Source organism: Synechococcus sp. N32, assembly GCF_900473895.1.
In the GTDB taxonomy this organism is placed as follows: domain Bacteria; phylum Cyanobacteriota; class Cyanobacteriia; order PCC-6307; family Cyanobiaceae; genus Parasynechococcus.
In genome coordinates this window covers 171,568-196,381 of the sequence record NZ_UCND01000014.1, presented here as the reverse complement: position 1 = coordinate 196,381, position 24,814 = coordinate 171,568, and the positions used below count along the sequence as shown (strand labels likewise).

General features: G+C 63.7%; 27 protein-coding genes. 15 read left to right on the top strand and 12 right to left on the bottom strand.

Going from position 1 to position 24,814, the window contains the following annotated elements:
* Window positions 1-236 precede the first annotated feature (236 nt).
* Both DXY35_RS08355 and DXY35_RS08350 read left to right on the top strand, forming a co-directional pair.
* Window positions 237-773 carry a photosystem I assembly protein Ycf4 gene (locus DXY35_RS08355; RefSeq protein ID WP_115009215.1) on the top strand — a complete coding sequence of 179 codons (537 nt, stop codon included), beginning with the start codon at window positions 237-239 and terminating at the stop codon, window positions 771-773.
* Between the two features lie 4 nt (window positions 774-777).
* Window positions 778-1,449 carry a peptidylprolyl isomerase gene (locus tag DXY35_RS08350; protein ID WP_114988613.1) on the top strand — a complete coding sequence of 224 codons (672 nt, stop codon included), beginning with the start codon at window positions 778-780 and terminating at the stop codon, window positions 1,447-1,449.
* Between the two features lies 1 nt (window position 1,450).
* Here DXY35_RS08350 and ilvN read toward each other — a convergent pair whose 3' ends face one another.
* Window positions 1,451-1,981, bottom strand: a complete 531-nt coding sequence (gene ilvN / locus DXY35_RS08345) for an acetolactate synthase small subunit (protein WP_011364939.1) — start codon at window positions 1,979-1,981, stop codon at window positions 1,451-1,453.
* Window positions 1,953-2,918 (bottom strand): alpha/beta fold hydrolase, encoded by a 966-nt coding sequence (locus DXY35_RS08340; RefSeq protein WP_115081910.1) that lies wholly within the window; start codon window positions 2,916-2,918, stop codon window positions 1,953-1,955. Before DXY35_RS08340 ends, ilvN begins: the two co-directional genes overlap by 29 nt.
* A 37-nt stretch (window positions 2,919-2,955) precedes the next feature.
* Between DXY35_RS08340 and DXY35_RS08335 the strand changes: the two genes are divergently transcribed.
* Genes DXY35_RS08335 through DXY35_RS08315 form a run of 5 tightly spaced genes read left to right on the top strand, consistent with a single transcriptional unit; the run spans window position 2,956 to window position 6,331 of the window.
* On the top strand, window positions 2,956-4,086 hold the full coding sequence (locus DXY35_RS08335) for a N2,N2-dimethylguanosine tRNA methyltransferase (RefSeq protein ID WP_115081909.1): 1,131 nt from the start codon (window positions 2,956-2,958) through the stop codon (window positions 4,084-4,086).
* A gap of 28 nt (window positions 4,087-4,114) precedes the next feature.
* A complete protein-coding gene (petM, locus tag DXY35_RS08330; RefSeq protein ID WP_011364936.1) occupies window positions 4,115-4,216 on the top strand; it encodes a cytochrome b6-f complex subunit PetM in 102 nt (33 codons plus the stop codon).
* Window positions 4,217-4,272: 56 nt separating this feature from the next.
* Window positions 4,273-5,235 carry an NAD(P)H-binding protein gene (locus DXY35_RS08325; RefSeq protein ID WP_115081908.1) on the top strand — a complete coding sequence of 321 codons (963 nt, stop codon included), beginning with the start codon at window positions 4,273-4,275 and terminating at the stop codon, window positions 5,233-5,235.
* A 53-nt stretch (window positions 5,236-5,288) separates the two neighbouring features.
* The gene (locus DXY35_RS08320) at window positions 5,289-5,504 is read left to right on the top strand and encodes a hypothetical protein (protein ID WP_115081907.1); all 216 of its coding nucleotides are present in this window, start codon (window positions 5,289-5,291) and stop codon (window positions 5,502-5,504) included.
* Window positions 5,504-6,331, top strand: coding sequence for a methyltransferase domain-containing protein (locus tag DXY35_RS08315; RefSeq protein WP_115081906.1), 828 nt, complete (start codon window positions 5,504-5,506; stop codon window positions 6,329-6,331). Before DXY35_RS08320 ends, DXY35_RS08315 begins: the two co-directional genes overlap by 1 nt.
* Here DXY35_RS08315 and DXY35_RS08310 read toward each other — a convergent pair.
* Complete coding sequence (locus tag DXY35_RS08310; protein WP_244273034.1) at window positions 6,264-6,926, bottom strand: pseudouridine synthase; 663 nt, start codon at window positions 6,924-6,926, stop codon at window positions 6,264-6,266. The two genes, DXY35_RS08315 and DXY35_RS08310, sit on opposite strands and share 68 nt — an antisense overlap.
* Window positions 6,927-7,127: 201 nt before the next feature.
* Here DXY35_RS08310 and infA point away from each other — a divergent pair, with 201 nt between their 5' ends.
* On the top strand, window positions 7,128-7,397 hold the full coding sequence (gene infA, locus DXY35_RS08305) for a translation initiation factor IF-1 (protein WP_006041809.1): 270 nt from the start codon (window positions 7,128-7,130) through the stop codon (window positions 7,395-7,397).
* 25 nt (window positions 7,398-7,422) lie between these two features.
* Here infA and trxB read toward each other — a convergent pair whose 3' ends face one another.
* The 3 genes from trxB to DXY35_RS08290 all read right to left on the bottom strand — a co-directional run bounded on the left by trxB (window position 7,423) and on the right by DXY35_RS08290 (window position 10,697).
* On the bottom strand, window positions 7,423-8,805 hold the full coding sequence (gene trxB / locus DXY35_RS08300) for a thioredoxin-disulfide reductase (RefSeq protein ID WP_115081904.1): 1,383 nt from the start codon (window positions 8,803-8,805) through the stop codon (window positions 7,423-7,425).
* 107 nt (window positions 8,806-8,912) lie between these two features.
* Window positions 8,913-9,161: a hypothetical protein gene (locus tag DXY35_RS08295; RefSeq protein ID WP_115081903.1), complete on the bottom strand. Its 249-nt coding sequence runs from the start codon at window positions 9,159-9,161 to the stop codon at window positions 8,913-8,915.
* 96 nt (window positions 9,162-9,257) lie between these two features.
* Complete coding sequence (locus DXY35_RS08290) at window positions 9,258-10,697, bottom strand: DEAD/DEAH box helicase (protein WP_115081902.1); 1,440 nt, start codon at window positions 10,695-10,697, stop codon at window positions 9,258-9,260.
* Between the two features lie 45 nt (window positions 10,698-10,742).
* Between DXY35_RS08290 and DXY35_RS12480 the strand changes: the two genes are divergently transcribed.
* Complete coding sequence (locus tag DXY35_RS12480) at window positions 10,743-10,976, top strand: hypothetical protein (protein ID WP_136975370.1); 234 nt, start codon at window positions 10,743-10,745, stop codon at window positions 10,974-10,976.
* 48 nt (window positions 10,977-11,024) lie between these two features.
* On the opposite strand, the gene DXY35_RS08285 is transcribed toward DXY35_RS12480, so the two are convergent.
* Window positions 11,025-11,603, bottom strand: a complete 579-nt coding sequence (locus DXY35_RS08285; RefSeq protein ID WP_115008613.1) for an EF-1 guanine nucleotide exchange domain-containing protein — start codon at window positions 11,601-11,603, stop codon at window positions 11,025-11,027.
* Between the two features lie 124 nt (window positions 11,604-11,727).
* Between DXY35_RS08285 and DXY35_RS08280 the strand changes: the two genes are divergently transcribed.
* Genes DXY35_RS08280 through DXY35_RS08265 form a run of 4 tightly spaced genes read left to right on the top strand, consistent with a single transcriptional unit; the run spans window position 11,728 to window position 15,615 of the window.
* The gene (locus tag DXY35_RS08280) at window positions 11,728-12,867 is read left to right on the top strand and encodes a Re/Si-specific NAD(P)(+) transhydrogenase subunit alpha (RefSeq protein WP_244273032.1); all 1,140 of its coding nucleotides are present in this window, start codon (window positions 11,728-11,730) and stop codon (window positions 12,865-12,867) included.
* Window positions 12,867-13,163 carry an NAD(P) transhydrogenase subunit alpha gene (locus DXY35_RS08275; protein ID WP_011364925.1) on the top strand — a complete coding sequence of 99 codons (297 nt, stop codon included), beginning with the start codon at window positions 12,867-12,869 and terminating at the stop codon, window positions 13,161-13,163. Before DXY35_RS08280 ends, DXY35_RS08275 begins: the two co-directional genes overlap by 1 nt.
* Complete coding sequence (locus DXY35_RS08270) at window positions 13,163-14,584, top strand: NAD(P)(+) transhydrogenase (Re/Si-specific) subunit beta (RefSeq protein ID WP_115081901.1); 1,422 nt, start codon at window positions 13,163-13,165, stop codon at window positions 14,582-14,584. Before DXY35_RS08275 ends, DXY35_RS08270 begins: the two co-directional genes overlap by 1 nt.
* Window positions 14,584-15,615, top strand: coding sequence for an alpha/beta fold hydrolase (locus tag DXY35_RS08265; protein ID WP_170950560.1), 1,032 nt, complete (start codon window positions 14,584-14,586; stop codon window positions 15,613-15,615). The genes DXY35_RS08270 and DXY35_RS08265 overlap by 1 nt, the downstream gene beginning before the upstream one ends.
* On the opposite strand, the gene DXY35_RS08260 is transcribed toward DXY35_RS08265, so the two are convergent.
* Window positions 15,612-16,796 (bottom strand): fatty acid desaturase, encoded by a 1,185-nt coding sequence (locus DXY35_RS08260; RefSeq protein ID WP_115081900.1) that lies wholly within the window; start codon window positions 16,794-16,796, stop codon window positions 15,612-15,614. The two genes, DXY35_RS08265 and DXY35_RS08260, sit on opposite strands and share 4 nt — an antisense overlap.
* Before the next feature lie 297 nt (window positions 16,797-17,093).
* Here DXY35_RS08260 and DXY35_RS13295 point away from each other — a divergent pair, with 297 nt between their 5' ends.
* Window positions 17,094-17,318 (top strand): hypothetical protein, encoded by a 225-nt coding sequence (locus tag DXY35_RS13295; protein WP_170950559.1) that lies wholly within the window; start codon window positions 17,094-17,096, stop codon window positions 17,316-17,318.
* A 65-nt stretch (window positions 17,319-17,383) separates the two neighbouring features.
* On the opposite strand, the gene DXY35_RS08250 is transcribed toward DXY35_RS13295, so the two are convergent.
* Complete coding sequence (locus tag DXY35_RS08250; protein WP_115081898.1) at window positions 17,384-18,631, bottom strand: 1-deoxy-D-xylulose-5-phosphate reductoisomerase; 1,248 nt, start codon at window positions 18,629-18,631, stop codon at window positions 17,384-17,386.
* 79 nt (window positions 18,632-18,710) lie between these two features.
* On the opposite strand from DXY35_RS08250, the gene DXY35_RS08245 reads away from it, so the two are divergent.
* Window positions 18,711-20,030 (top strand): sodium-dependent transporter, encoded by a 1,320-nt coding sequence (locus DXY35_RS08245; protein ID WP_115081897.1) that lies wholly within the window; start codon window positions 18,711-18,713, stop codon window positions 20,028-20,030.
* A 21-nt stretch (window positions 20,031-20,051) separates the two neighbouring features.
* Here DXY35_RS08245 and DXY35_RS08240 read toward each other — a convergent pair whose 3' ends face one another.
* The 3 genes from DXY35_RS08240 to polA are packed head-to-tail and all read right to left on the bottom strand — an operon-like array spanning window position 20,052 to window position 24,803.
* On the bottom strand, window positions 20,052-20,279 hold the full coding sequence (locus tag DXY35_RS08240) for a hypothetical protein (protein WP_115008620.1): 228 nt from the start codon (window positions 20,277-20,279) through the stop codon (window positions 20,052-20,054).
* 35 nt (window positions 20,280-20,314) lie between these two features.
* On the bottom strand, window positions 20,315-21,796 hold the full coding sequence (cysS, locus tag DXY35_RS08235; protein ID WP_115081896.1) for a cysteine--tRNA ligase: 1,482 nt from the start codon (window positions 21,794-21,796) through the stop codon (window positions 20,315-20,317).
* Window positions 21,797-21,842: 46 nt separating this feature from the next.
* Window positions 21,843-24,803, bottom strand: coding sequence for a DNA polymerase I (polA, locus tag DXY35_RS08230; protein ID WP_115081895.1), 2,961 nt, complete (start codon window positions 24,801-24,803; stop codon window positions 21,843-21,845).
* Window positions 24,804-24,814: the final 11 nt, after the last annotated feature.

Genomic DNA, 24,814 nt, shown 5'->3' with positions numbered 1-24,814 from the left:
GACGTCAAACCATCCCCGCTGTGGCGCGCGTCCTACAGCGATCGTCATGAGAGGTGAACGGTGCGGAAAGCCGCAGGCTGTGGGATACGCCGCGACCTTAACAATCTTCACGCGACCTGCGGGGCTGATTTGCGTGAGCTGAAACGCCCTGTATCGCTCTGTTCCTTAGGGATTTTTTCCTATTTCGTCGTCGGGGCCTTTCTGCGGTCACAATGGCGCTTCGTTCTGGCTGGGTCATGTCCGCAGCAGTGCTCGAGCAACCCGTGCTCGGCTCCCGTCGTCTTTCGAATTTTCTGGTGGCTTCGGCCGTCACGATTGGGGGCGTGGGCTTCCTTCTGGCTTCGCTCTCGAGCTACCTCGGTCGCGACCTGCTCCCCCTCGGACACCCCGCTGCGCTGGTGTTCGTGCCCCAGGGACTGGTGATGGGTTTGTACAGCCTGGCTGCGGCGTTGCTGGCCACGTATCTCTGGTATGTGATCGCCGTGAACGTTGGCGGCGGCAGCAATCGCTTCGATAAAGATGCCGGCGTGGTGACCATCAGCCGTCGTGGTTTCCGCAAACCCGTTCTGGTGGAAATTCCGCTCAAAGACGTCAAGGCGGTGAAGGTGGAGGTGCGCGATGGCTTCAATGCGCGCCGCCGCGTCGCCCTGAGAATTCAGGGACGCCGTGACATGCCGCTCACCCGCGTTGGTGAACCGCTTCCTCTGGCTCAGTTGGAGAAGGACGGTGCTGAACTGGCCCGCTTCCTGGGCGTCAACCTTGAGGGTCTTTGATCCGATGCGTCGTCTTCGTTCCTGGACGCTGTTGCTGCTCATCCCGTTGTTGGTGAGTTGCAGCCCTTCCCCGCGCGCTTCGGTGGTGACCGGTTGTGCTGATGCTCAGGCGGCCTGCCTGCAGGGTCTGGCCACCGTCACCATGCAGACGAGCCAGGGCGAGTTCACGATTGAAGTGAACGGCGATGCCGCTCCTCTCACCTCCGGCAATTTCATCGATCTTGTGCGGCGCGGCACCTACGACGGCACCATGTTCCACCGCGTTGTTCGCGAGCCCGTTCCCTTTGTGGTTCAGGGGGGCGATCCGCAATCCAGTGATCGGTCCGTTCCCCTGGGGCAGCTCGGTACCGGCAGTTTTGTGGATCCCGACAACGGCCAGGCGCGGATGATCCCGCTTGAGATCAAGTTCCGATCCGAGCCGCAGCCCCGCTACAGCAGGGTCAGCACCAATCCGGCAGAACTTGATGGCCTGGAGTTGACCCATGAGCGCGGAGCGGTGGCCATGGCCCGCTCGCAGGCTCCTGACTCCGCCAGCGCCCAGTTCTATGTGGCCTTGCGTCCCTTGCCGGAACTCGACGGTCGTTATGCCGTCTTCGGCCGTGTGGTGGATGGCATGGAGGTGGTGGATGCGATCCAGCAAGGAGATCGCATCACCAAGGCTGCGATCACGCAGTAACTCAGGCCGGCACCCGGCTCTGGCTGGGAGACACCTTGAGCATTTCGGTGTTCACGCCTGAGGCCCGCTCTAGGGCCACCTTCCCGGTGCGGGCGATCTCGAGAATGCCGAAGGGGGCCATCAACCGTTCAAGGGCCACCAGCTTTCCGGGATCCCCCACCACTTCCAGGGTCAGGGCTTCATCGGCCACGTCCACAACCTTGGCCCTGAACACCTGAACGAGTTCGATCACGGCGCCCCGGGATGCTGCCGGTGCTGAAACTTTGAGCAGCATCAGCTCCCGCTCCACGGCGGGGCGCTGGGTCAGGTCGAGCACCTGAAGAACATTCACCAGCTTGTCCAGTTGTTTGGTCATCTGCTGGAGCGTCTGGTCGTCGCCTTCCACCACCATGGTCAGGCGCGATTGCCCTTCGGCCTCCGCTGGGCCGACAGCCAGGCTGTCGATGTTGAAGCCGCGTCGGGCGAAGAGTCCTGCGATCCGGCTGAGTGCGCCGGATTCGTCTTCAACCACCACCGAAAGGGTGTGTTTCATCGCCGCTGGTCGTCCCCTGCCGGTCTGGTCCTCCCAAGTTACGGTCCAGCCAGGGCAACAACACAGCCAGGAAGCGATCAGGCGCTTCGTCATGGGGGCAGTGGCCGCAGCGATCAAGCACCCTCAGCTCGAGTTCTGGGTGGCTGGCGGCCACGGATTCCCCGATGGCCAGGGGCACAAACCGGTCCTGACGGCCCCAGATCAGCAGCATCGGCACCCGCAGTTGCTCGAGCAGGGCTGGGGCGGTGGCGCCTCGGGGACGGTTGGCCATGCCCAGGCTCATGCCCCGCAGGGCCCGGGCTGCTGTAGGGCGCCGGGCCGGACGGGCGATCAGCTGCAGCAGCTCCGGGTCGGATTGGATCGACTGCCAGTAGGCCCCCTGAAGTCCGGCTTTGAGCAGGCCCGTGCGCGCGATCAAGGGCACCACAAGTTCAAGCGGGAGCACTTGCAGCACTAGGGCGAGCAGGCGCCGTTGCCAACGCCGCCGCCAGGGCGCCCGTCGTTTCGGCAGCGGTTGAATCAGGGCAGGGTCCGGCAGGGGCGCGGCGACCACCGCCCGCACCCGTTTCGGCGCCAGCACCGCCGCGGTGAGTGCGGTCAGACCCCCCAGGGAATTGCCGATCACCACTGCTGGCCCTTGCACCACCTGATCGAGGAATGCACACACCTGCAGGGCCCAGAGCCGGTTGTCCATCGGCCGCGCCGGCTGGGCGGATTGGCCGAAACCCAGCAGATCCAGGCTGTAGACGCGCCAGCCCTGGTCAGCCAGGCGCGGCGCGCAGTGGCGCCAGTGTCCGCTGGCGGCGCCGAAACCGTGCAACAGCAGCAGGGCAGGGCCCCCTTCAGGGCCGCTGACCCGCCAGTGGCAGGGCCAGCCCCTCCACTGCCAGGTGCTCTGGACACCCCACTCGGCAGTCTGGACAGCAGCAGGCGGCACCCTTCTGACCTCAACCGATCATCACTATCGCGAAGGTTTGGCTGAGCTCAGCCTTGGCCCAGGCTTTTTCAGGCCTGAGTCGCGTCCGGCCCGGGACCTTTCGGTGTTGCTGGCCCGTCACCAGAGCCTCAACGCCACGAGGCCCCTGCGCTGGCTGGATCTCATGGCCGGTTGCGGGATCAGGGCCCTGCGCTGGGGGTTGGAGGCGCTGGCCAACCCGGCCGTTGAAACGGAGCTCTGGATCAACGATGGGGATCCCGACCGGCTGCCGCTGATCCAGGCCAATGCGGCGGGACTCGGGTGTTCAAACCGGCTCACGGCTGAGGCTGCAGACCTGCTGCTGCACCGCTCGATTGTTGAGCGCCACTGGTTCGATTTCATCGACCTTGATGCCTTTGGTGCTCCTGGGCCTCTGATTCAGCCGGCCCTTCAGGCTCTGCGCTTCGACGGCCTGTTGTTCCTGGCCTCCACGGATGGTCGCTCCCCCACCGGCCACGACCGGCCGGGCGCCATCCGCAGCCTCGGGGCTGCCGCTCGCGCCCATCCCTCCAGCTGGGAAATGGCATTGCGGCAGCAGATCGGGCTGGTGGCGCGGCAGGCCTGGATGCTGGGCCGCGGACTGCAGCCGCTGTTCAGCTTCAGTGAAGGCCGCACCTTTCGCCTCGCCCTGCGCCTGCGGCGTCAGATCCCCGCGGGCGATGAACAGAAGCTGGGGCTGGTGGCCCGTTGTGAACGCTGCGGAGCCCAGCGGGTGCAGCCCCTGCTCAAGCTCAGCGGCTGGCCTGCCTGTGATTGCGTGGCTGGGCAGGGGCGCTGGAGCATCAGCGGCCCACTGTGGATCGGTCCCTTGCAGGAGCCGCAGTTGTTGCAGCAGCTGATTGCCGAGGCTCAACAGCTGGGGCGTCAGCAGATCAGCCCCGCCACCCTTCGATTGATGCAGCGCCTGCAGGCGGATCCCGGTGATCGCCCCACGGTCTGGCCCACTGATGAGCTGGTTCGACGGCTGGGCATCGGCGGACCACCAGCTCTGGGGCCATTGGTGCAGGCGCTTCAGGCGGCGGGTTATCGCGCCAGTGCCAGTGGCGTCATGCCTGGCCAGGTGCGAACAGATGCGGAATTACCGCAGCTGTTACAGATCTGCGCCAGCCTGCGGGGGGAAGGGATTTAAATGGGCGGGTGATCGCTTTGCCCAGACCATGGCTGCTGAGATTTTTGGAACTGCTGCGATCTTCTGGGTCTTGATTCCCGTCGGCCTCGCTGGTGGTGCTCTGCTGCTGAAACTGCAAGGCGACGACTGAGGCAGTCGCTTTGGTACTGGGGCCATTAGGCTCCACCCCTCGTGAGGTAGGCGCCGATGCAAGTGCTTGTGGTGGGTGGCACCGGCACCCTGGGACGACAGATCGCCCGTCGTGCCCTTGATGCCGGTCACCAGGTGCGCTGCATGGTGCGGACCCCCCGCAAGGCTGCTTTTCTGCAGGAATGGGGTTGTGAGCTGACCCGGGGTGACCTGTTGGAACCCGACAGCCTCGATTACGCCCTCGAGGGCATGGATGCCGTAATCGATGCATCCACCAGTCGCCCCAACGACTCCCGCAGCATTTACGAAACCGATTGGGACGGAAAACTCAATCTGCTTCGTGCCTGTGAGCGCGCAGAGGTGAAGCGTTTTGTATTTCTCTCGCTTCTGGGCGCGCATCAGCACCGCGAGGTTCCCTTGATGGACATCAAGGCCTGCACGGAGAAGCTGCTGGAGTCGTCTGATTTCGACTACACGATCCTGCAGGGTGCCGCCTTCATGCAGGGTGTGATCAGTCAGTTCGCCATTCCCGTTCTGGAAAGCCAGACGGTGTGGGTCAGTGGCAGCCCCACGGCCATCGCCTACATGAACACCCAGGACATGGCCCGCTTCGCCGTTGCGGCGCTCGAGCGGGAGGAAACCGTGCGTGGCACCTACCCCGTTGTTGGCCCCAAGGCCTGGAACACCGGCGAACTGGTGCAGCTCTGTGAACGCTGCAGCGGCAAGACAGCCCGTGTGTTTCGTGTGCAGCCCGTCCTGATGAACCTGATGCAGGGGGTGGCATCCTTCTTCGAACCTGCCGTCAACGTGGCGGAGCGCTTGGCTTTTGCTGAGGTCACCGGCAGCGGTCAGACCCTGGATGCCCCCATGCAGAACAGCTACGCCGCCTTCGGTCTTGAGGCCTCGGAGACCACGGACATGGAGGGCTACATCGGTGAGTACTACGACACGATCCTGAAGCGCCTTCGCGAGATGGAAGCCGATCTCGACAAGGATGCGAAGAAAAAGCTGCCTTTCTGAACCTTGATCCCTTTTGGTTCTTTTGTACTATCGCCTCAATTGCTCCTGTTCTGATGGCTGTCGCTCAGCTCAAAAACCTGCAGCGGCGTCTGCAGTTGTTGTCGGATGAGGCGGAACAAGGCCTCAACCGCGTCTGTGGCCATGAGTCGTGGAAGTCTGTGGGCCCCGATGCGGTGGATGGTGTGGAGGACCCCGATCGACGGGCTGAGGCCAACTACTGGTACGGCCAGTGGAATGTGGTGCGTGAGCTGCAGGAGTCGATCGGCTGATGGCGGAATCGTGTTGTTCGTCCCCAGTGCCCCAGTCGCTGGATCAAACCCGGGCGGTGGAAGCCCGCTACGGGGCTGCGGCCCAAGAGCAGGAAGCCTGCCTTTGCACCCCGGTCGGCTTCGACCCTGCCCTGCTCAAGGTGATTCCTGATGCAGTCGTTGAACGGGATTACGGCTGTGGTGACCCCACCCGCTGGGTTAAGCAAGGGGACCGCGTGCTGGACCTGGGCAGCGGCAGCGGAAAAAACGCCTTCATCTGCGGCCAAATTGTCGGTGCATCCGGCCGTGTGACCGGTGTGGACCGCAACGCCGACATGCTGGCCTTGTCGCGTCAAGCGATCCCGGTTGTTGCTTCAGCCGTGGGCTTCGACAACGTCCGTTTTGTTGATGGGGCCATCGAATCCCTGGATGCCCCCACGGCCACAGGTGAACCCCTGATCGCAGACGGTTCGATCGATGTGGTGCTGAGCAACTGTGTGCTCAACCTGGTGAACCCATCAGCACGCGACAGGCTCCTGGCCAACATTCGCCGGGTCCTGGCCCCCGGTGGTCGCGTTGCCATCAGCGACATTGTCTGCGATCAGGTGGTGCCCCTGCGTTTGCAGCAGGACCCTGATCTCTGGAGTGGCTGCATCAGCGGCGCATGGCAGGAGCAGGCCTTCCTGGAGGCCTTCGAAGCTCTCGGCTTTGAGCAGGTTCGCTACGCCGATCGCAGTGAGCAGCCCTGGCGTGTGGTGGAGGGCATTGAATTCCGGGCGGTCACCCTCGTCGGTGCCCTCCCCGCCGATGTCCTCCCCGCTGAGCACCAGCGCTCGAGCTGCTGCTGATCAGCCGGTTGAGCCGTTCCTGTTCAGCTGCAGTCACCACTCGCCAACTGCCGGGTTGAAGGTCCGTTAGGTCCAGCGGGGGACCGTTGTCCATCAGATCGATGCAGCAGCGCACCAGACGCAACGTCGGCAGGCCAACAGCCGCCGTCATCCGGCGCACCTGCCGGTTGCGCCCCTCGGTGAGGGACAGCTGCAACCAACTGGTGGGAATCGCAGCGCGAAAACGAATCGGAGGTGTTCGCTCGGGCAACGTCGGTTGGTCTTGGCCCTGAAGCCAGCGCGCCTTCGCCGGCAAGGTCCGGCGCCCCTGGACCACAACCCCATCGCAAAGCTGTTGCAGTTGAGTGGTGTTGGGAGTTCCTTCCACTTGCGCCCAGTAGCTGCGCCAATGGCCAAAGCGAGGGTCAGTGAGGCGCTGTTGTAGACGTCCGTTGCTGGTAAGGATCAGCAGCCCCTCGCTGTCGGCATCGAGCCGGCCCGCGGCATACACCTGGGGCACATCAACAAAGTCGCTCAGGCAACGCCAGCGGCTTCCCTCCTCCGGCGTGAATTGACTCAAAACCCCGTAGGGCTTGTTCAGCAGCAGCGTCGTCAAGTCAGCTTGCGTTTTCGCGCATCCTCCACAGGTTGACCACGCCAATGGAGATCAACAGCAGGCCGAGATCCAGGCTCAACGGGGGGAGAATCACGGCAGGGGGATGTGTGTCGGCGTTGGAGCCTAAGGGCTGTGTTGCTTCTGCGGGGTGCAAGTGGCCTTCTAAACTGGCTGCAGCAAGACAGAACTGGCCACCAGCGCATGATCGAAACCTCGGGCGTGATCGAGAAGGAACAGGGCAACGGGTTCTATCTGGTCACCCTCGAGCAGCCTGCTGGCCACCAATGCCTCTGCAGAGCCGCTGGAAAGCTCACCAAGTTCCGGATCAAATTGCTCGCGGGTGACAAGGTGCTGGTGGAGATCAGCCCCTACGACCTCACCCGCGGCCGCATCACCTACCGCGAGCGCAATGCCGGTGCTCCCGGCGGGCGTCCCGGCGGTAACCGCCCCGGCGGACCGCGTCGCCGTTGAGGGCCGTCGCTGAGGGCTGCTGCCCTCAGGCGGCAGCCTGAAGGCAAGCTTCAATCGCAGCTTTGAATTCACTGCGCTGTTTCACGCCGCGCCACTGCTTCACCATGTCCTTGTTGTGGAACAGCTGCACCGTGGGTGTGCCATTCACTCCGGCTTGTTCAGCGATCTCCTGATCGGCTTCGATGTCGATCACAACGGCTTGGGCTGATCCATCCAGTTCTTCAATCACTCGTTGCAACTGGGGTTTCAGCACGTGGCAAGGGCCACAACTCGGTGAGGTGTAAATCACCAGCAGCGGCTTGGCGCTGTCGTGATACAGCTTGCGCAGGGCAAAGCTCCCTTTCTGCCAAAGCCCTTGGGGGTCGTAGGTGGCTTCCGTGGTGACATCCACATTCACCGGGCGTTCAGCCACCGCTGGCTCCACCTGCTCACGCTGCACCCGGGTGGCCAGGTTGTGGTGACTCAGCCAGCGCTCCGCTGCCAAGGCCGCCTTGCAGCCGCTGCCAGCTGCGGTGATGCCCTGTCGCCATTCGGCATCGGCCACATCGCCGGCCGCGAAAACGCCTTCCATGGACGTTTCCGGTCGTCCGGGTTGCGTTGTCAGGTAACCCTTGTCGTCCAGATCGATTTGCCCCTGAAGCAGATCGGTGTTGGGGGTGTGGCCGATGGCATAGAAGAGCCCCTTGACGGCGATGGTGGATGAACTGGCCTCGATGCGATTGCGCAGGGTCATCGACTGCATCCAGTCGTTCCCGCTCACGTCCTCGATTTCGCTGTTCCAGTGCACCGTGATCGCGTCGTTGGCCAACACCCGATCAGCCATCGCGGCACTGGCGCGGAGTTTGTCGGAGCGCACCACCAGATGCACATGGCTTCCGTACTTGGTGAGGTACACCGCCTCCTCGCAGGCGGAGTCGCCGCCGCCCACCACGGCGAGTTCCTCATTGCGGAACTGCGGCGTGGCGCCGTCACAGATCGCACAGGCGCTGATGCCTTTGCTCCAGAAGGTTTGCTCTGAGGGAAGTTGGAGGCGGTTGGCACTGGCGCCGGTGGCGATCACCAGGGCGTGGGTGCGGATGGTCTGCCCCTCGACCTCAATGCGGTAGGGCTTGGAGCTCAGATCAATGCTGTCGGCATCTGCTTCCAGCAGGTGGGTGCCCCAACGCACCGCCTGGGACTTCATCAGGTCCATCAGGTCGGGCCCGAGCACACCATCAGGGAAGCCCGGAAAATTCTCCACATGGGTGGTGGTCATCAGCTGGCCACCGGGGATGCCACCGCGTTGGAACCCAGTGATCAGCAGCGGTTGAAGGTTGGCCCGTGCTGCGTAGATGGCGGCTGTGTACCCGGCTGGCCCTGACCCAACGATGACCAGGTTTTCGATGTGATCCGTACCGGCTTGACCCACCGCTTAAGCGAACTGACTATGAGTTAAATCTAAAGCCCTGCTGGAAGCCGACGTGAGTAAAGGCTTGGAAATGAATGAATGGGACTTAGAAGAATTTAAGAAAAACTTCAGATTTCAACTTGTGAGTCGTTGGAGCTGGGGTCGTGAATCGGACGCCGTTTGCTCGGGTTGCGCGGAGCTGCCAAAACATTGGCCTCAAGCATCTCCACGTTTTCGCCGATGCATGTGATCCATTCGCAGAATTCTTGCGTTATCGCATAACTGTCTTCATAGCGCTCTTCCTTGTCCAGGACTGCGATGCGCGTGGATGCCCAGCCCGTTGCAACGACGATCCGGCGTTCCATTGCGGCGTCCATGACTGTCTCCTCGATGTTGATCAGGTTGGCGGATAGGGGGTCCCTTTCAGCCCTCCATTTGCACAAATTCGCATTTTCCTCTGGCCAATGCTGTGCTCAGCGCTGCAAAAAAGCGGGTAATTCGGGCGTTTTCAGCCGGATCACAGCGCCGGCTCCGTCCTCCACCGCTTCCAGGGGAAGGCTCGGTCCGCGCCAGGCGCCAACCCCCGGCTGCTCGTCTTCGGCCTCCTGCTCCTGAGGCCGCAGCACGTAGGGCTCGGCCACCGACCATGAGCGGGCGTAGTCCATCAGCAGTGGGTCTGCTGGAGCAAACACGTAGGAGGCTTCCCTGGGAATGGCTTCACGGGCGGCCAGTTCCGGCGTCATCCGCACAGCCCGGGTGATGCCCTGCACAAAACGGCTGCGGGTCACCACGGTGGTCAGATAGGCCACCACCCGCAGACGCGGCGCATCAAAGCCCTCCGCGCACATGTCGATGCTCACCAGCCAATCGGCGTCACCGCTTTGGAAGGCGTTCAAGCGCTCTGTTGCTTGTGGGCTCTGGGAATGGATCAACTCCACCCGGTTGCCGTCGTCCATCAACACCCGGCTGATGGCTTCGGCATGGCTGATGTCGCGGGCGATGACAAGACCAGCAGCCTGCGGTTGTCGCTCACGCAACTGGTTCAGCTTCTGCTGGGCGCGCAGCAGCACCTGCTGACCAATGCTGCTGCTGTCGGCCAGGCGGATGGCGCGTCGCAGGTTGCGCGCACGCCAGCTTTCCCGTTGCTCCGCCGAGAGGGGGGAAACGTCGCGCTCCGGGTGTCCTTCGCGGCTGTGTTCCACCCAGCCGTCCTGAAAACGGAACTCCAGGGGGCGCACATCCCCTGCGGCGATCAAGTCCCTGGGTTCAACGCAGAGATCCGGTCGGATCTGCTCAACCCAACCGCCGTCATCCAGCCGCACCCGCATGCGCCGGGCGGCGCAGAACGCCAGGTTGTCGGCACGAAAGGGGGTGCCCGTGAGCCCCAGGCGCAGCCGCACGCTGCCGGTCAGCTCCAGAAAGGTCTGCCCCCAGGCGGTGGCATCCGGTTCGTCGGGATCAACGCCGAGATGGTGGGCCTCATCGGCGATCGCCATGCAGGAGCTCAGGCCCCATTGCTCGAGCCGTGCCCCCAGAGCCTCGCGCTGGCGACCGGCCCCCTGATAGGTCACCAACAAGCCATCGGCGTCCTGGCTTTGCTCCGGCGGGCAGGGCCACTCCTCCAGCCGCAAGCCAAGACGCGCCGCGGCGGATTTCCACTGATTGAGGATTGAGGTCCGGTGGCAGAAGACCAGGAAATGGTCCAGCCGGCCTTGATCACGCATGGCGCGGAATCCCATCAACGCTCCGAGGGTTTTGCCTGCCCCGGGGCCGGCAAACACCAGCAGGTCGCGGCTGCTGCCCTCGAGCTCGAGCCTGCGCAGCAGCAGCTGAATCAGCTGTTGCTGCCACTGCCTTGGTTGAACCTCGTTCGTGGTCTGCCTGGCCGGGAGGTTGAAGCTGACGGCTGGGATATCACCTCCCGGGAAGATGAGTCTTTTTAACCATTCCTTTGCGCCGTGGCATCTCTACCGTCCGGCCATCAGCTCCATCGGGATCGGGTCCCGCCCATCGCCATGGCCCAACGTCGTTTCTTCAGCAGCCCCCTTGATCAGCAGCGCGACCAGCTCGATGGCTGCTGGCAACTCGAATGCGACATCGATCCGTTGATTCTTCGGGCCCGCGTCCTGCACCGCCGCGGAGAGGTGAACGGGGCCGCCGGCCTCGAACAGGAAGTGCTGCCGATCGTCTGATCCGGCAGCACGTCTTGGATCATCAGCGCCTGTTTCAGAGAGCCTGCTTCAGAGCGCTTCGGCGTGGTTAACCACCAGGTGCTCCACCTCCTTCAAGGCCTCCTCCGAGGCGGAGCGAGCTGCCGTGAAATCCCCCTTGGCGGTGTCCAGCAGCTGCTGCGCGAGCCGATCCAGCAGCTCCTCTTTGTGCTCCTCAAGCATCGCCACGATCTCGGTCTCCACCAAGGTGCGCACCGCCTGAATGCGCAGGTCGTCGTTTTCGGCCTCCGCGAAGGTGCCCTGCACGAGTTCCTGGATGAACAGGCGGTGCACCTCGCTGCTGCGCAGGAAGCTTTCCGTGGCGTTGATCATCCCGTCCACCAGGGTGCGATCGGGTTCGCTCTCGCCGTCGTTGAGCTTGAACTCCCAGTCGAGATGGCGTCGCTGCCAGCCAGCCGTGTGCAGGCTCGGCATCACGCTTTGCGAAAAGGTGTCGACGGAGATTTCATAAATCCGCTCCGCCAGTCGTTCACACCAGTCTTTGCCGTGCAACTGGAGGGTGGACTGCATGGTTTCCCGTTCGACGGCATGGCCACCGTGGTGGCTGTGGCAGAGGCCGTCGGGACACTCGATTGCGCTGAGACCCATGGGGAGCACAGAGGGTGCACTTCACGTAGCAAGAGCGACAGAACTGAGGGCCTTTCTTCAGGAAGGTTCCTGATCGCGAGAAGGCGACCTCGTAACCTCGCTTGGGTCGGTGGTTGTGTTCGCCTTGCCCAGACTTCTGATACCGGTGGAGTCGACACCGGGAGAAACCCGGGTCGCGGCAACGCCGGACACGGTCAAAAAATTCATCTCGTTGGGCTGCAGCGTCGCAGTCGAATGCGGAGCCGGTACTCCCTCCGGATACCTCGATGAGGCCTATGCCGAGCAGGGCGCAGATCTCATTGAGAAAGGAGACACGTCGGCCTGGGGTCAGGCCGACGTTCTCCTCTGTGTTCAATCGCCGAGCGCAGCCACCCTGGCCCGCTTGCGCCAGGGAGCGCTGGTGGTGGGTCTGCTGTCCCCTTACGCCAACGAAGAGCTGACCGCCGCCCTGAAGCGCAGCGGCCTTTCAGCCATGGCGCTCGAGCTGTTGCCCCGGATCAGCCGGGCGCAGTCCGCCGATGCGCTCTCCTCCCAGGCCAACATCGCGGGCTACAAGTCGGTGCTGCTGGCCTCCGCCGCGCTGGACCGTTATTTCCCGATGCTGATGACTGCTGCGGGCACCGTTCAGCCGGCCAAGGTGGTGATTCTTGGGGCCGGCGTGGCGGGCCTTCAGGCCGTGGCCACGGCGCGCCGTCTGGGTGCGGTGGTGTACGTCAGTGACATCAGACCTGCGGTGAAGGAGCAGGTGGAATCCCTCGGCGCCCGTTTCATTGAGCCTCCCGAAATGGAGGACAAGCCTTCGGAATCCGGTGGCTATGCCAAACAGGCCTCCGATGCCTTCCTGGCGGCCCAGCGTCAGCAGCTGTCTGATCAGCTGGCGGAGGCCGACGTGGCCATCTGCACCGCCCAGGTGCCCGGCCGCCGCGCTCCGCGTTTGATCAGCGAAGACATGCTCGATCGGATGCGCCCCGGCGCGGTGGTGGTGGATCTGGCCGTGGCCCAGGGCGGCAACTGTGCCGACACCGTTCCTGGTCAGACCGTGGATCGCAAGGGTGTGAAGCTGATCGGTGGTAACGACCTGCCCTGCAGCGTTCCCAATCACGCCAGTGCGCTCTACGCCCGCAACCTCGTGGCTCTGCTGGAGCCCACCTTGAAGGACGGCGTCCTCAGCCTTGATCCCGAGGATGAACTGATCGCCGGCTGTCTGATCGCCCAGGACGGCACCATCCGTCGTGGCGATGTCCTTACCCCAGGTGCCAACTGATGTTTGTTGAATTCCTCTGGGTTCTCCTGCTTGGCAGCCTGCTTGGGCTGGAGCTGATCGGCAAGGTTCCCCCCACCCTGCACACTCCCTTGATGAGTGGTGCCAATGCCATCTCGGGCATCACCGTGTTGGCAGCACTCACCGCCATCATCAAAGCCGGCGACAACACCGTGCTGTTGCTGCTCGGTTCCGTCTCGCTGGGCTTTGCCCTGTTCAACGTGATCGGGGGCTTCCTCGTGACCGATCGCATGCTGGCCATGTTCAGCCGCAAGCCTGCTCGCAAGGAGAACCGCTGATGACTGACCTTCTCAAATACGTGATCGAGCTGGTTGCGGTTCTGCTGCTGGCCCTCGGCATCAAAGGTCTCTCCAAGGTGCGATCCGCCAGGGGCGCCAACCAGCTGGCCGCTGTGGCCATGGGCCTTGCGGTGCTGGGTCTGCTGATCAACTACCTCGGCACCAGCGGCATCAGTATCGCCGCCTGGACCTGGATCATCGCCGGAACGTTGGTGGGTGGTGTGCTCGGCGCCATCACCGCCCAGCGGGTGCCGATGACCTCGATGCCGGAGACGGTCGCCCTCTTCAACGGCTGCGGTGGCATGTCGTCACTGCTGGTGGCTCTGGCTGCTGCGCTTTACCCGGCGGCCCTCGATGCGGCAGGCCCTGTGGCCGTGGTGTCGATCGTTGTCTCCGTGTTCGTGGGTGCGATCACCTTCACCGGCTCGATCGTGGCCATGGCCAAGCTGCAGGGTTGGCTGTCCACGCCGGCCTGGATGCAGAGCAAGGCGCGGCACGCCGTGAACATTGCGCTGGCGGTGGCATCCCTTGTGGGTGCCGTTGAGATGCTGCGCAACGCTGATTCGAGCACGGGCCTCTGGCTGCTGGTGGTGGCCTCCGGCCTGCTGGGAATCGGGGTGACGCTGCCGATCGGCGGCGCCGACATGCCCGTGGTGATCTCCCTGCTGAACAGCTATTCCGGTGTGGCTGCCGCTGCTGCCGGTTTCGTGGTGGGCAGCCAGTTGCTGATCGTGGCCGGCGCCATGGTTGGTGCTGCTGGCCTGATCCTCACCCAGGTGATGTGCAACGGCATGAACCGTTCCCTGGTGTCTGTTCTGTTCGGTGGCGCCCTGGGTGCCACGACCGCTGCAGGCGGTGGCGGCGGTGAATACACCAACATCACCAGCTGCAGTGTTGAGGAGTGCGCTCTCACCCTTGAGGCCGCTGAACGGGTGGTGATTGTTCCGGGCTATGGCTTGGCCGTGGCTCAGGCGCAACACACGCTCAGGGAAGTGACTCGGGTGCTGGAGAGCGCTGGTATCGATGTGGCCTATGCCATTCACCCGGTGGCCGGTCGTATGCCGGGTCACATGAACGTGCTCCTGGCTGAGGCCGATGTGCCCTACGAGCAGCTGCAGGAGATGGATCAGATCAATCCCGAGTTCCCCGCCACCGACGTGGTGTTGGTGCTGGGTGCCAATGATGTGGTCAATCCCCAGGCCAAGAACGACCCCAATTCGCCGCTCTACGGCATGCCCGTTCTGGATGTCCAGGACGCCCGCACGGTGTTCGTGGTGAAACGGGGCATGAGCGCTGGCTACTCCGGCATCAAGAACGATCTGTTCGAGCTGGCCAACACCTCGATGCTGTTCGGCGATGCCAAGAAGGTGCTCGGCGACCTTCTGGTGGAACTCAAGGATCTGGGACTGGGCAAGAAGTGATGGCCCGCGGCGTGGATAACCCCCGGCTGCGGGAGCGGCTGGGGGTTCCGTCGTTTGAGCAGCGCTGGCCCTGGATCGGCGGCGACCTGCAAACCCTGCGCGACACCCTGCGCGAGGTGGATCTCCCCCACGATCAAGGGGTTCCGATTGAAATTCCCGTGCCAGCCCTGCCCAGTGGAGCGGCGGCTGCCGGGTCGTTGCTGGCCCTGCTCGATCTGCCGGAAGGGGACCCCAAGGGCTTGGTTCTGCTGCTCCATGGGCTGGGCGGATCCAGTTCCCGGGAAGGCCTGAGGCGGATGGGTGTGGCGCTCCAGGCCGCCGGTTTTGCAGTGCTGCGCCTCAACCTGCGCGGTGCTGATCCAGGCCGCCACCTTGCGGGTGGCACCTATGCAGCACGCTGCAACAGCGATCTGCTGCCGGTGATTGCTCGGGCCCGAAGCCTGGCGGCGGGTCGCCCACTGCTGGGGGCAGGCATCTCCCTGGGCGGCACCATGCTGCTAAATGCCGCTCTGGCTTCCCCCGGTGTGCTTGATGGCCTCTTCTGTGCCAGCAGTCCCCTGGATCTGGCGGCCTGCAGCGCCTCGATCGAGCGACCGCGCAATCGGGTCTACCAACGCTGGCTGCTCAAGCGGTTGGTGCGTCAGACCCTGGCAGATCCCTTCGGGGTGAGCGCCGACGAGGAAGCCAAATTGCAGGCGTCGCCCCCCCGTTCGATTCGTGAGTTCGACAGTGCGGTGACGGCTCCCCGCTGGGGGTTTGTAGATGTGGAGGCCTACTACCGCGAGGCTTCACCCCTGCAGCATCTACTGCCCGCCTGCAAAGCGATGCCGCCCACCTTGCTTTTGCAGGCCCTGGATGATCCTTGGGTTCCTGCCTCCTCTGCAATGGATCTGGCAGAGGAGCTGCCGCCGGAGGCTGCGATTCGCACGTTGTTCACGCCACGGGGAGGGCACAACGGTTTCCATGGCCGTGATGGCTGCTGGGGCGACCAGTTGGCGGCGGCCTGGCTCAGGGACGTTGTTGCTGGCTAAGCCGTGATCCCCACATGTTGTGGGGCCCTATCGCTTGAGTAGTAGAAGGCCCGATCGCTTGGGTTCTGGTACACAGCGCCACCACAGCGGGTGGCAATCCTCCACAGCGCTTTGTGGATCGGTGTTGAGTCGTAGCGCACCAGCTCAGGAAACCTCTGCCTCAGCAGTTGAGTTCCACGCCAGGCGTTGTAGTGCGGAATCGATGAATTCACGTGATGGCACACGTGGGTTGAGCCGATTCCATGGTGCAGCAGGTTGAGGATGGGCCCGTAGGGACGATCAACCGTTTGCAGGGCTCCCTTCGACCACGTCCAGGTTTCGTTGGAGAAGTGAGGGATATCGGTGTTGGTGTGCTGCAGCCAGGTGTAGGTGGTCAGCCACATGTTGATCACCAGGTAGGGCAGGCCGTAGACGCACAGCACACGGAGCAGGGAAAACTGCACTGAGGCGATAATCAGCAGGGCAACCATGGCGAGCAATCCCAGGTTGGATCGCAGCATCCACTTGCCGAAGGACTGAGGGAAAAGACGGCGTTTGCCGTTGAAATTGCGCTTGCGATTCCAGAAATGAGAGGTGGGGGAGTCGTAGTCCTCGCCGCCGGTGGCGCCCAGGAAGAGATAAAGCTGCCAGCCAATCACGAGGTGATTGAACAGAGAAATGATCCCGAAGACGGTGGGATTCAACCTCTGCTTGAGCTGTTCGGTGGTTCGTCCCATCGGTGACGTTGCCCGCGGCGGAACATGGGTTTCTCCCTGTTCCAGGTGATTGCAGTGGGCGTGGTGCACCGCATGGCTGTGGGCCCAGCTGTAATACGGCACCAGCAAAATGCTGTGCAGAACAAAGCCCACAACGCCTTCAATCCGGCGGTTGGGGTGGAAGGCGTGATGGCCGCATTCATGGGCGATCACCCAGCAGCCCATCGCGATGGTGCCGGTGATCATGCCGTAGAGGAGCCAGAGGGGGACGGCGGCTGCCGAGAGCGGGAGAAGGGTTCCCAGGCCGACTGCCAGAAGCGAAAGCCCAGCAGACATGGCCAGACTCGCCCAGGACTTCGCTGGGCTCAGCTTGGAGAGCTCTGCTGGCAAGGCGCTGAGCAGCTCAGCTTTGCTCGGGTAGAGGATTGATTCAGCGCTGTCTTCAGGGGCTGGATTTGCGGGTCGGGTCGCAGTTGCAAATGCCAAATGGAAGCCTCAAGACAAGCGCTCATCCGTTGGCGCTTAAGGTTTCCATCATAATTGCCTGGGCTGCGACCTGTGGGCGCATGGTGCTCAAGAGCTCAATAGCAATTGTTCGGATTTCGTTGTTTGGAATTCCAGCTGGATTTCAAGTTCCTTTTGCTCAGAGTTCCTTCTCTTGGGTGCGAATTGAGCCTTTCGCTAATGCTTTGCTGGATTGATTTGGGATCAAATTTCGCCTGAAGGGGCGCCAGTGGTTGCTTCGAATGGTGTTCTTTTGAGAATCCATTCTTCAACGGGTTGTTGGCCGATGATGTGTTGTTTGATGATTCTTTTGACGCGATCAGGCGAAACGTCGGCGTACCAAATTCCGTCTGGCCAGACCAGAAGAATCGGCCCTCGTTCACACACCCTGAGGCAATCGGCTTTGCTGCGCAGAACAATTCCCTCCGGGCGTTCCGTATTTTCGAGATTCAGTTCGCGAACAACGCTCTTCAGTTCATTCCAGGTTTGTGCTCCAACCGCTGAATCGCAGCATTTGGCTTTGGTGGCGGTTGCACAGAGCAGGAGGTGATGGCTGACCCGTTGCATGCCTAAGCGGCGAGCGCTCCCATGGGCAAACGGGTCACCCCGCGGTTCACCTGTTCCCGCACGGCGGTTCGCGCCCACTGATCCACCCGCAGCACGTCGTCCAACTGGGGTTGGGCCATCAGATCGGGTTTATGACGCTCGCAGGCGGCCTCGATCACGGCTGGGATGTCGAGGAAGTGAATCTTCTCCTCGAGGAACTGCGCCACGGCTTCCTCGTTGGCAGCATTCATCACCGCAGGCATGGTGCCGCCGGCGCGTCCGGCGGCGTAGGCCAGCTCCATGCAGGGGTACTTGGCGGGATCGGGGGCCCGGAAGCTGAGCTGACCCACTTCCGTGAGATCCAGTCGCCGCCATGGCGTCTCCAGGCGAGAGGGCCAACTGAGGCAGTAGAGGATCGGCAGCTTCATGTCGGGCCAGCCCAGTTGGGCCAGCACGGAGGAATCCGCCAGTTCGATCATCGAATGGATGATGCTCTGCGGATGGATCACGATCTCGATGTGGTCGTAATCCAGGCCGAACAGGTAATGGGCTTCGATCACCTCCAGCCCCTTGTTCATCAAGGAGGCGGAATCCACGGTGATCTTGCGGCCCATGCTCCAGTTGGGGTGACTGGTGGCATCGGCCACGGTGGCCTTTTCAAGGTCAGCGGCCGTCCAGTCGCGGAAGGCGCCGCCGGAGGCTGTGAGCTGAATCCGGCGCAGCCCCGGTGTGGGCACGCCGGTGGAGAGGCGTGCGTTTTCAGCCCAGGGAGTTCCCTGCAGGCACTGGAAAATTGCTGAGTGCTCCGAATCCGCCGGCAGCAGACGGCTGCCGCTCTTCTTCAGCTCCGGCAGCACCACGGGGCCGGCTGCAATCAGCGTTTCCTTGTTCGCCAGAGCCAGGTCTTTGCCGGCGCGGATCGCCGCCAGGGTCGGCAACAGACCGGCGCAACCAACAATGCCCGTCACCACCAAGTCGGCGCTGTCCCAGGCGGCAGCAACGTTGAGACCATCAGCACCTCCCACCAGCTGGGGTGCATCAGCGCCTGTGACGCCGGCGTCCTGCAGACGCTCCTGCAGTTCGGGCAGGAGATCGGCATCGGCCAGGGCCACCACCTCAGGGCGATGCCGCTGAACCTGGTCAACCAACAGCTTCAGGTTGCGGCCGGCCGTCAGGGCCACAACGCGGAACTGCTCCGGAAACTCCTCAGCGATCTGGAGGGTCTGGGTGCCGATCGAACCGGTGGATCCCAGCACGCTGATGGCTTTCATGCTGTTCCGGCAGTTGCGACAAGTCTCCCACCAGGACCGTTGAACGCTGGCAAGCTGGCGGACAGCTTGTGGAGAGCGCATGGCGAAGGAACAGTGGCGATCGGGCCTGGGGTTTGTCCTGGCGGCTGCGGGCAGTGCCGTGGGTCTGGGCAATCTCTGGGGCTTTGCCTACCGCGCCTCCCAGGGAGGTGGCGGCGCCTTCCTGCTGCTCTACGTGGTGATTGTGCTGTTGGTCTGCCTGCCGGTGCTGGTGGCCGAAATGGTGCTGGGGCGCAGCACCGGCCAAAGCCCCCTGCTCGCGCCAGTGGCGGCCGCCGGTCGCCGTTGGCAGCCGATGGGTTGGCTGTTCGTGCTGGCGGCCAGTGGAATCCTGGCCTTCTATGCCGTGTTGATGGGGTGGACCGGGGCCACCCTGGTGCAGACCCTCACCCAGGGGCTCCCGGCGGATATCGCTTCAGCGGAAGCCTTTTTCGCCGGCCTCAGTGGCGGCCGCTCCGCCTTGATCGGCCAGCTGCTCAGCCTTGCGGCGACTGCTGCTGTGGTGGCGGCCGGCGTCCGCGGAGGCATTGAGCGGTTGTCCCGCTGGGGGCTGCCGCTGTTGTTTGTGCTGCTGATTGGCCTTGCGGTATGGGCCGCTGGTCTTGATGGGGCCTCGGAGGGCTATCGCACCTTCCTGCTCCGCTGGGACAACAGCCAGCTGCAGGACCCCACCACGATTCGCAATGCCTTCACTCAGGCCTTCTTCTCGATTGGCACGGGCATCGGCTGCATCCTGGCCTATTCGGCCTACCTGAGCCGGCGCGCCCACCTGCCGCGGGAAGCCGTGGCGGTGGTGGGGATGGACACCGCTGTGGGCTTGCTGGCCGGCATGGTCACCTTCCCCGTGGTGATGAGCTTTGGCCTCCAGGATGTGATCAGTGGCTCCACCCTGGGCACGATCTTCATCGCGCTGCCCACGGGCCTGGGCTCGCTGGGCGCCACAGGTCAGCTGGTGGCGGTGCTCTTTTTTGCTCTGGCCCTAATTGCAGCGATCACCTCAGCGGTGTCGCTGTTGGAGGTGCCAGTGGCCTGTTTGATCGATCGCCTGGGGTGGAGCCGCTCCCGGGCCGTCTGGGTGTCCGCGGCGTTGATCTTTGTGGCCGGTCTTCCAGCGGCCACCTCCATGGAGGTTCTCGGCTGGATGGATTCCGTGTTCGGGGGCCTGCTGCTGATTCTGGGGGGCTTGCTTCTGGCCCTGTTGCTGGGTTGGGTGCTTCCCGCCCGTTTTCAAGAGGAGCTCAGCCATTCGGGGAGCCCGATCTGGCTGCAGCGCTTTCTGCTGGTGATGCTGCGCTGGATTTCGCCGCCGGTGATCACCGTTGGTCTGGTGATCAGCGTGATTGATCTGATCCCCAGCTGAGGGGATTCACCTGGCGGGTGCCTACGGCTGATCCGAGGAATTGAGCATGGATTCCATCTTGCGAATCCTCTGCAGCATCTTGTCCCACACCTCTGCTTTCCAGGCTTGCTCCGCATCGCCCGTGGACGCGGCCAATTGCTTCTGAGCCGTGAGCTTCGCCTCAAGATCCTCGCCGGCATCAAGGGCCTTCATCAGCTCCATCTCGAGCTTGGCGGTTTCCATGAAGTTCAGCTTCTTCAGCCAGAGCATGGGGAGCAACAGGGTCGGGGTTCAGTCTGCCGGGATCAGGCGCGGATCCACTCCGTCACCCCGCCGGGTTTGTCGATCAGCTCAACCCCCTGGGCGGCGAGCTCATCCCGGATCCGGTCGGCCTCGGCGTAATCCTTCGCTGCTTTCGCTGCCTTGCGTGCCGCGATGGCTGCATCAATGGCGCCGTCGTCGAGGCTGGTGGCGGCTTCCGCTTCCGAGCGCAGTCCAAGCACCGCCCCCAGGTGTCGCAGCAGCTGCCAACGCCCCTCCAGACCTTTCAACTCGGGCTCAGGCAGGGCGGCGTCTTCCCCCCGTTCCAGCCGGTTGGCGAGGGCCCGCAGAGGCTTGGCCAGATCGAACAGCACGGCCAGTCCGCCCGAGCTGTTCAGGTCATCGTCCATGGCGCTGATGAAGCGTTGTTCGAGCTCCACCAGAGCGGTGTCGGCTGGACCTCCATCGGCCGTGATGGCGCCCTCTGTAAGCGGTGCGGCCGTGCTCCAGCCGAGGCTCTCGCCGTGGCGATCGCCAAGGCTCAGGGCTGCATTCAGACCCTTCCAGCCGGTGGCTGCGGCCTCAAGGGCCTCGGCGGTGAAGTCAAGGGGTTTGCGGTAGTGGGCCTGCAGCACAAACAGGCGCAGGGTCATCGCTGAGACCCCACTCTCCAGCAGCGCACGGATGGTGGTGAAGTTGCCGAGCGACTTGCTCATCTTCTGGCCGCCCACATTGACCATGCCGTTGTGCATCCACACCCGGGCCAGGTCCTGACCGGTGGCGGCTTCGGATTGGGCGATCTCGTTTTCGTGGTGCGGGAACACCAGGTCGGCTCCACCCAGGTGGATGTCGATCGTGTCGCCGAGTTCCGCCCGCACCATGGCTGAACATTCGATGTGCCAGCCGGGGCGTCCCTCACCCCAGGGGGAGGGGAAGCTGGGCTCTCCGGGTTTGGCCCCTTTCCAGAGTGCGAAATCGAAGGGGTGCTGCTTGCGGGCCTCTTCGGCATCGGCCACCCGCCCGGCGGCGTTGTCCTGCTGTTCGCTCAGGTCGCGGCCGCTGAGCTTGCCGTAACCGACATGCTTCATCACCGCGAAATACACATCCCCTTCAGCGCTGTAGGCCGCACCCTTGGCCTCAAGTTCGCCGATCAGTGCGCGGATGCCATCCAGGCACTGGGTGGCTCGGGGCATCCGGTCGGGCCGCAGGATCCCCAGGGCGTCCATGTCCTGGTGGAACGAGGCAATGTTTCGCTCGCTCACCTCCGTCATCGAGGAGTTCTCCTCGCCGGCCCGTTTGAGGATCTTGTCGTCGATGTCGGTGAAGTTCTGAACGAAGGTCACCTCGAGGCCGCGCCAGATCAGATAGCGGCGCAGCACATCCCAGTTGATGTAGCTGCGGGCATGGCCCAGGTGGCAGAGGTCGTAGACCGTCACGCCGCAGCAATAGATGCTCGCCTTCCCCGGGGTTAGGGGTGTGAACGGCTCGGTGCGGCGGGTGAGGGTGTTGGTGAGCCGCAGGGACACAGCCGTTCAGAAGCTGCGGCTGAGGCTACGGCCTGTTCGGCTGCGTTTATTTCGCCTCCATCCAGTTCGCGCCGACGCCGGTCTCCACCACCAAGGGAACACTCAGCGCAACGGCCTGTTCCATGGTCTGCACCACCAGCTCTCGGGTGGCGTCCAGGGCGTCCGGCGCCACTTCGAGCACCAGTTCGTCGTGCACCTGCAGCAGCAGCTGGGCCGGTAGGCCCTGACGCTGCAGGGCGTCTTGCAGCTGCACCATCGCCACTTTGATGATGTCGGCACTCGAGCCCTGAATCGGGGCATTGGCCGCCGCCCGCAGTTGCTGCGCCTCCATGCCGCCGCGGCGGGCCACGTCCAGGTCGATCTCCAGCGGGTCCTTGCCCAGCAGCCGCCCCAGGCCGTTGCGATCGAAGTGGAACGGCCGCCGGCGGCCGAGAATCGTTTCCACGTAACCGCGGCTGAGGGCGAGCCGCTCCTGCAGCTCGAGGAAGGCGAACACCTTCGGGTAGCGCTGCTTGTACTTGGCCAGGAACTCCTTGGCTTCGCTCTGGCTCACGCCGGTTTCCCTGGCGAAGCGCTGGGCTCCCATGCCGTAGATCACACCGAAGTTGATCGTTTTGCCGAGCCGACGCTCGTCCGGGCTGACCTCGTCCTTGTCCAGCAGCAGCCTGGCGGTCAGCGCGTGCACGTCGTCGCCGCTGTGGTAGGCCTCCTGCAGCACCTCTTCTCCCGAGAGGTGGGTGAGGATGCGCAGCTCGATCTGGGAGTAGTCAGCGCTGAGCAGGGTCCAGCCCTCCTGCGGCAGGAAGGCCTTGCGGATCCGCCGGCTGTACTCGGTGCGCACCGGAATGTTCTGCAGGTTGGGATTGCTGCTGCTCAGCCGCCCCGTTGCGGTTACGGCCTGGTTGAAATCGGTGTGGACCCGCCCGGTTTCCGCCTCCACCAGCTGCGGCAAGGCGTCGATGTACGTGCTCTTGAGCTTGCTGAGCACCCGGTGCTCCAGCACCAGGGGCACCACCGGGTGGTCGTTGCCGAGTTTCTCCAGCACGGTGGCGTCGGTGCTGAAGCCGGTTTTGGTGCGACGGGATTTCTTGCGATCCAGGCCCAGGGTGTCGAACAGCAGCTCCCCCAGCTGCTTGGGTGAGGCCAGGTTGAAGTCCACTCCAGCGGCCGCTTTGGCGTCGGATTCCAGCTGCTGCAGGGTGGTGCCCATCTCCTCGGAAAGGCCCTGGAGATAGGGCACATCAATGCGGATTCCGGTGGATTCCATCCGGGCCAGCACCGGTTCCAGCGGCTGCTCCACCTGCTCCAGCAATGGCAGCAACTGCGGACCCATGGCCTCCAGCTGACGTCGCAGCAGCAGGGCGAGGCGATGGGTGACGTGCACGTCCATACCGCAGTACAGGCTGGCGGGCTCCAGCGGCACATCGGCGAAGGTTTGCTTCTTGCCCACCAGATCGGTGAAGGCGGTGGGCTGGAAGCCGAACTCCCGTTCGGCCATCAGCTCCAGACCATGTTTGGCCGCGGCATCCCGCAGGTAATCGGCCAGCAGTGTGTCGATCACGACGCCCTCCAGGGCAACGCCATGCCGCAACAGGATCAAGCGGTCGTATTTGGCGTTCTGCAGAGCCTTGGGGTGGTTGCTGCTGGCCAGCCAGGGGGCGAGGGCGGTGAGCACGGTTTCCAAGGGAAGCTGCTCCGGGCTGCTGTCTTCGCTGCCTTTGTGGCCCAGCGGGATGTAGGCGAGTGCGTCCAGGGCCTCTCCCCAGCAGATGCCGATGCCCACGAGTTCGGCGCGGAACGGGTTGAGGTCGGTGGTCTCGGTGTCGAAGGCCACAGGCAGGCTGCTGTCGGTGCAGGCCATCAGCCTCTGCACCAGGGCATCCAGGGCCGTTTCGGTCTGGATCAGCTGCGGCTTCAGGGCCGGCAGCCCCACGTCGTCGTTGGTTGTCGGCTCGGTTGCGGCCTCTGCTGTTGCCGGTTCTGTGGTGGCTGAGCGGCGGGGGGTCTTGGTTGCAGCGGCCTCCGCATTGGCCCCGTAGCCCCCTTCGGAGAAGGCCGCCACAAAGCCGCCCACCTGGCGCAGCAGGCTGTTGAGCTCGAGGTCTTCCAGGCAGCTGCTCAGGCCGTCGGCATCCACCGACGACAACGGCAGGCTGGGTTCCTTGGGCAGGGGAACATCGACGAGAATCTCGGCCAGCTTGCGCGACAGGTAGGCGTTGTCGCGGTCGGCGCGCAGCTTCCCTTTCAGAGCTCCTTTGATGGCGCCCCGGCTTGCTTTCGGCCCTTCGGCTTCCACTTGCTCGAGGGTGGCGTACACCGCGTCGAGGTCGCTGTTGTCCTTCAGCAGGTTGATGGCTGTTTTCGGACCAACACCACGCACGCCGGGGATGTTGTCGGAGCTGTCACCGGTGAGGGCCTTGAGGTCCACCACCTTGTCGGGCATCACGCCGAGCTTGCCGAGCACCCCTTCTTCGCGGATCAGCGTTGGGCCACTGCTTTTGGCGTAGGGGCCGCCACCCATGTAGAGCACTGCGATGTCGCGGCTGTCATCCACCAGCTGGAACAGGTCGCGGTCTCCCGAAAGGATCCGCACGCCCCATCCCGAGTCGGCCGCTCGGTTCGCCAGGGTTCCCAGCACATCGTCGGCTTCGTAGCCCGGTGCCATGCAGAGGGGGAGCTGCAGGTGCGTTTCGAGGATCTGCTGCAGCTGTTCGAGGTCCTGGAAGAACACCTCAGGGGCCACATCCCGGTGGGCCTTGTAGTTGGCGTCCGCTTTGTGGCGGAAGGTGGGCTCGGCTGTGTCGAAGGCGATGGCAACGCCCTCTGGCTTCAGGGTTTTGCTGTTGTCCAGCAGGGCTTTGAGAAAGCCGTAGGTCACGCTGGTGGGCCGGCCGTCTTTGGTGGCCAGACCGCCTTCCCCCCCCTTGCTGAAGGCGTAGAAGCTGCGAAAAGCCAGGGAATGGCCATCCACAAGCAGCAGAAGGGGCTTGGCGGTGGCCTCGGGCATGACGGTGTTGA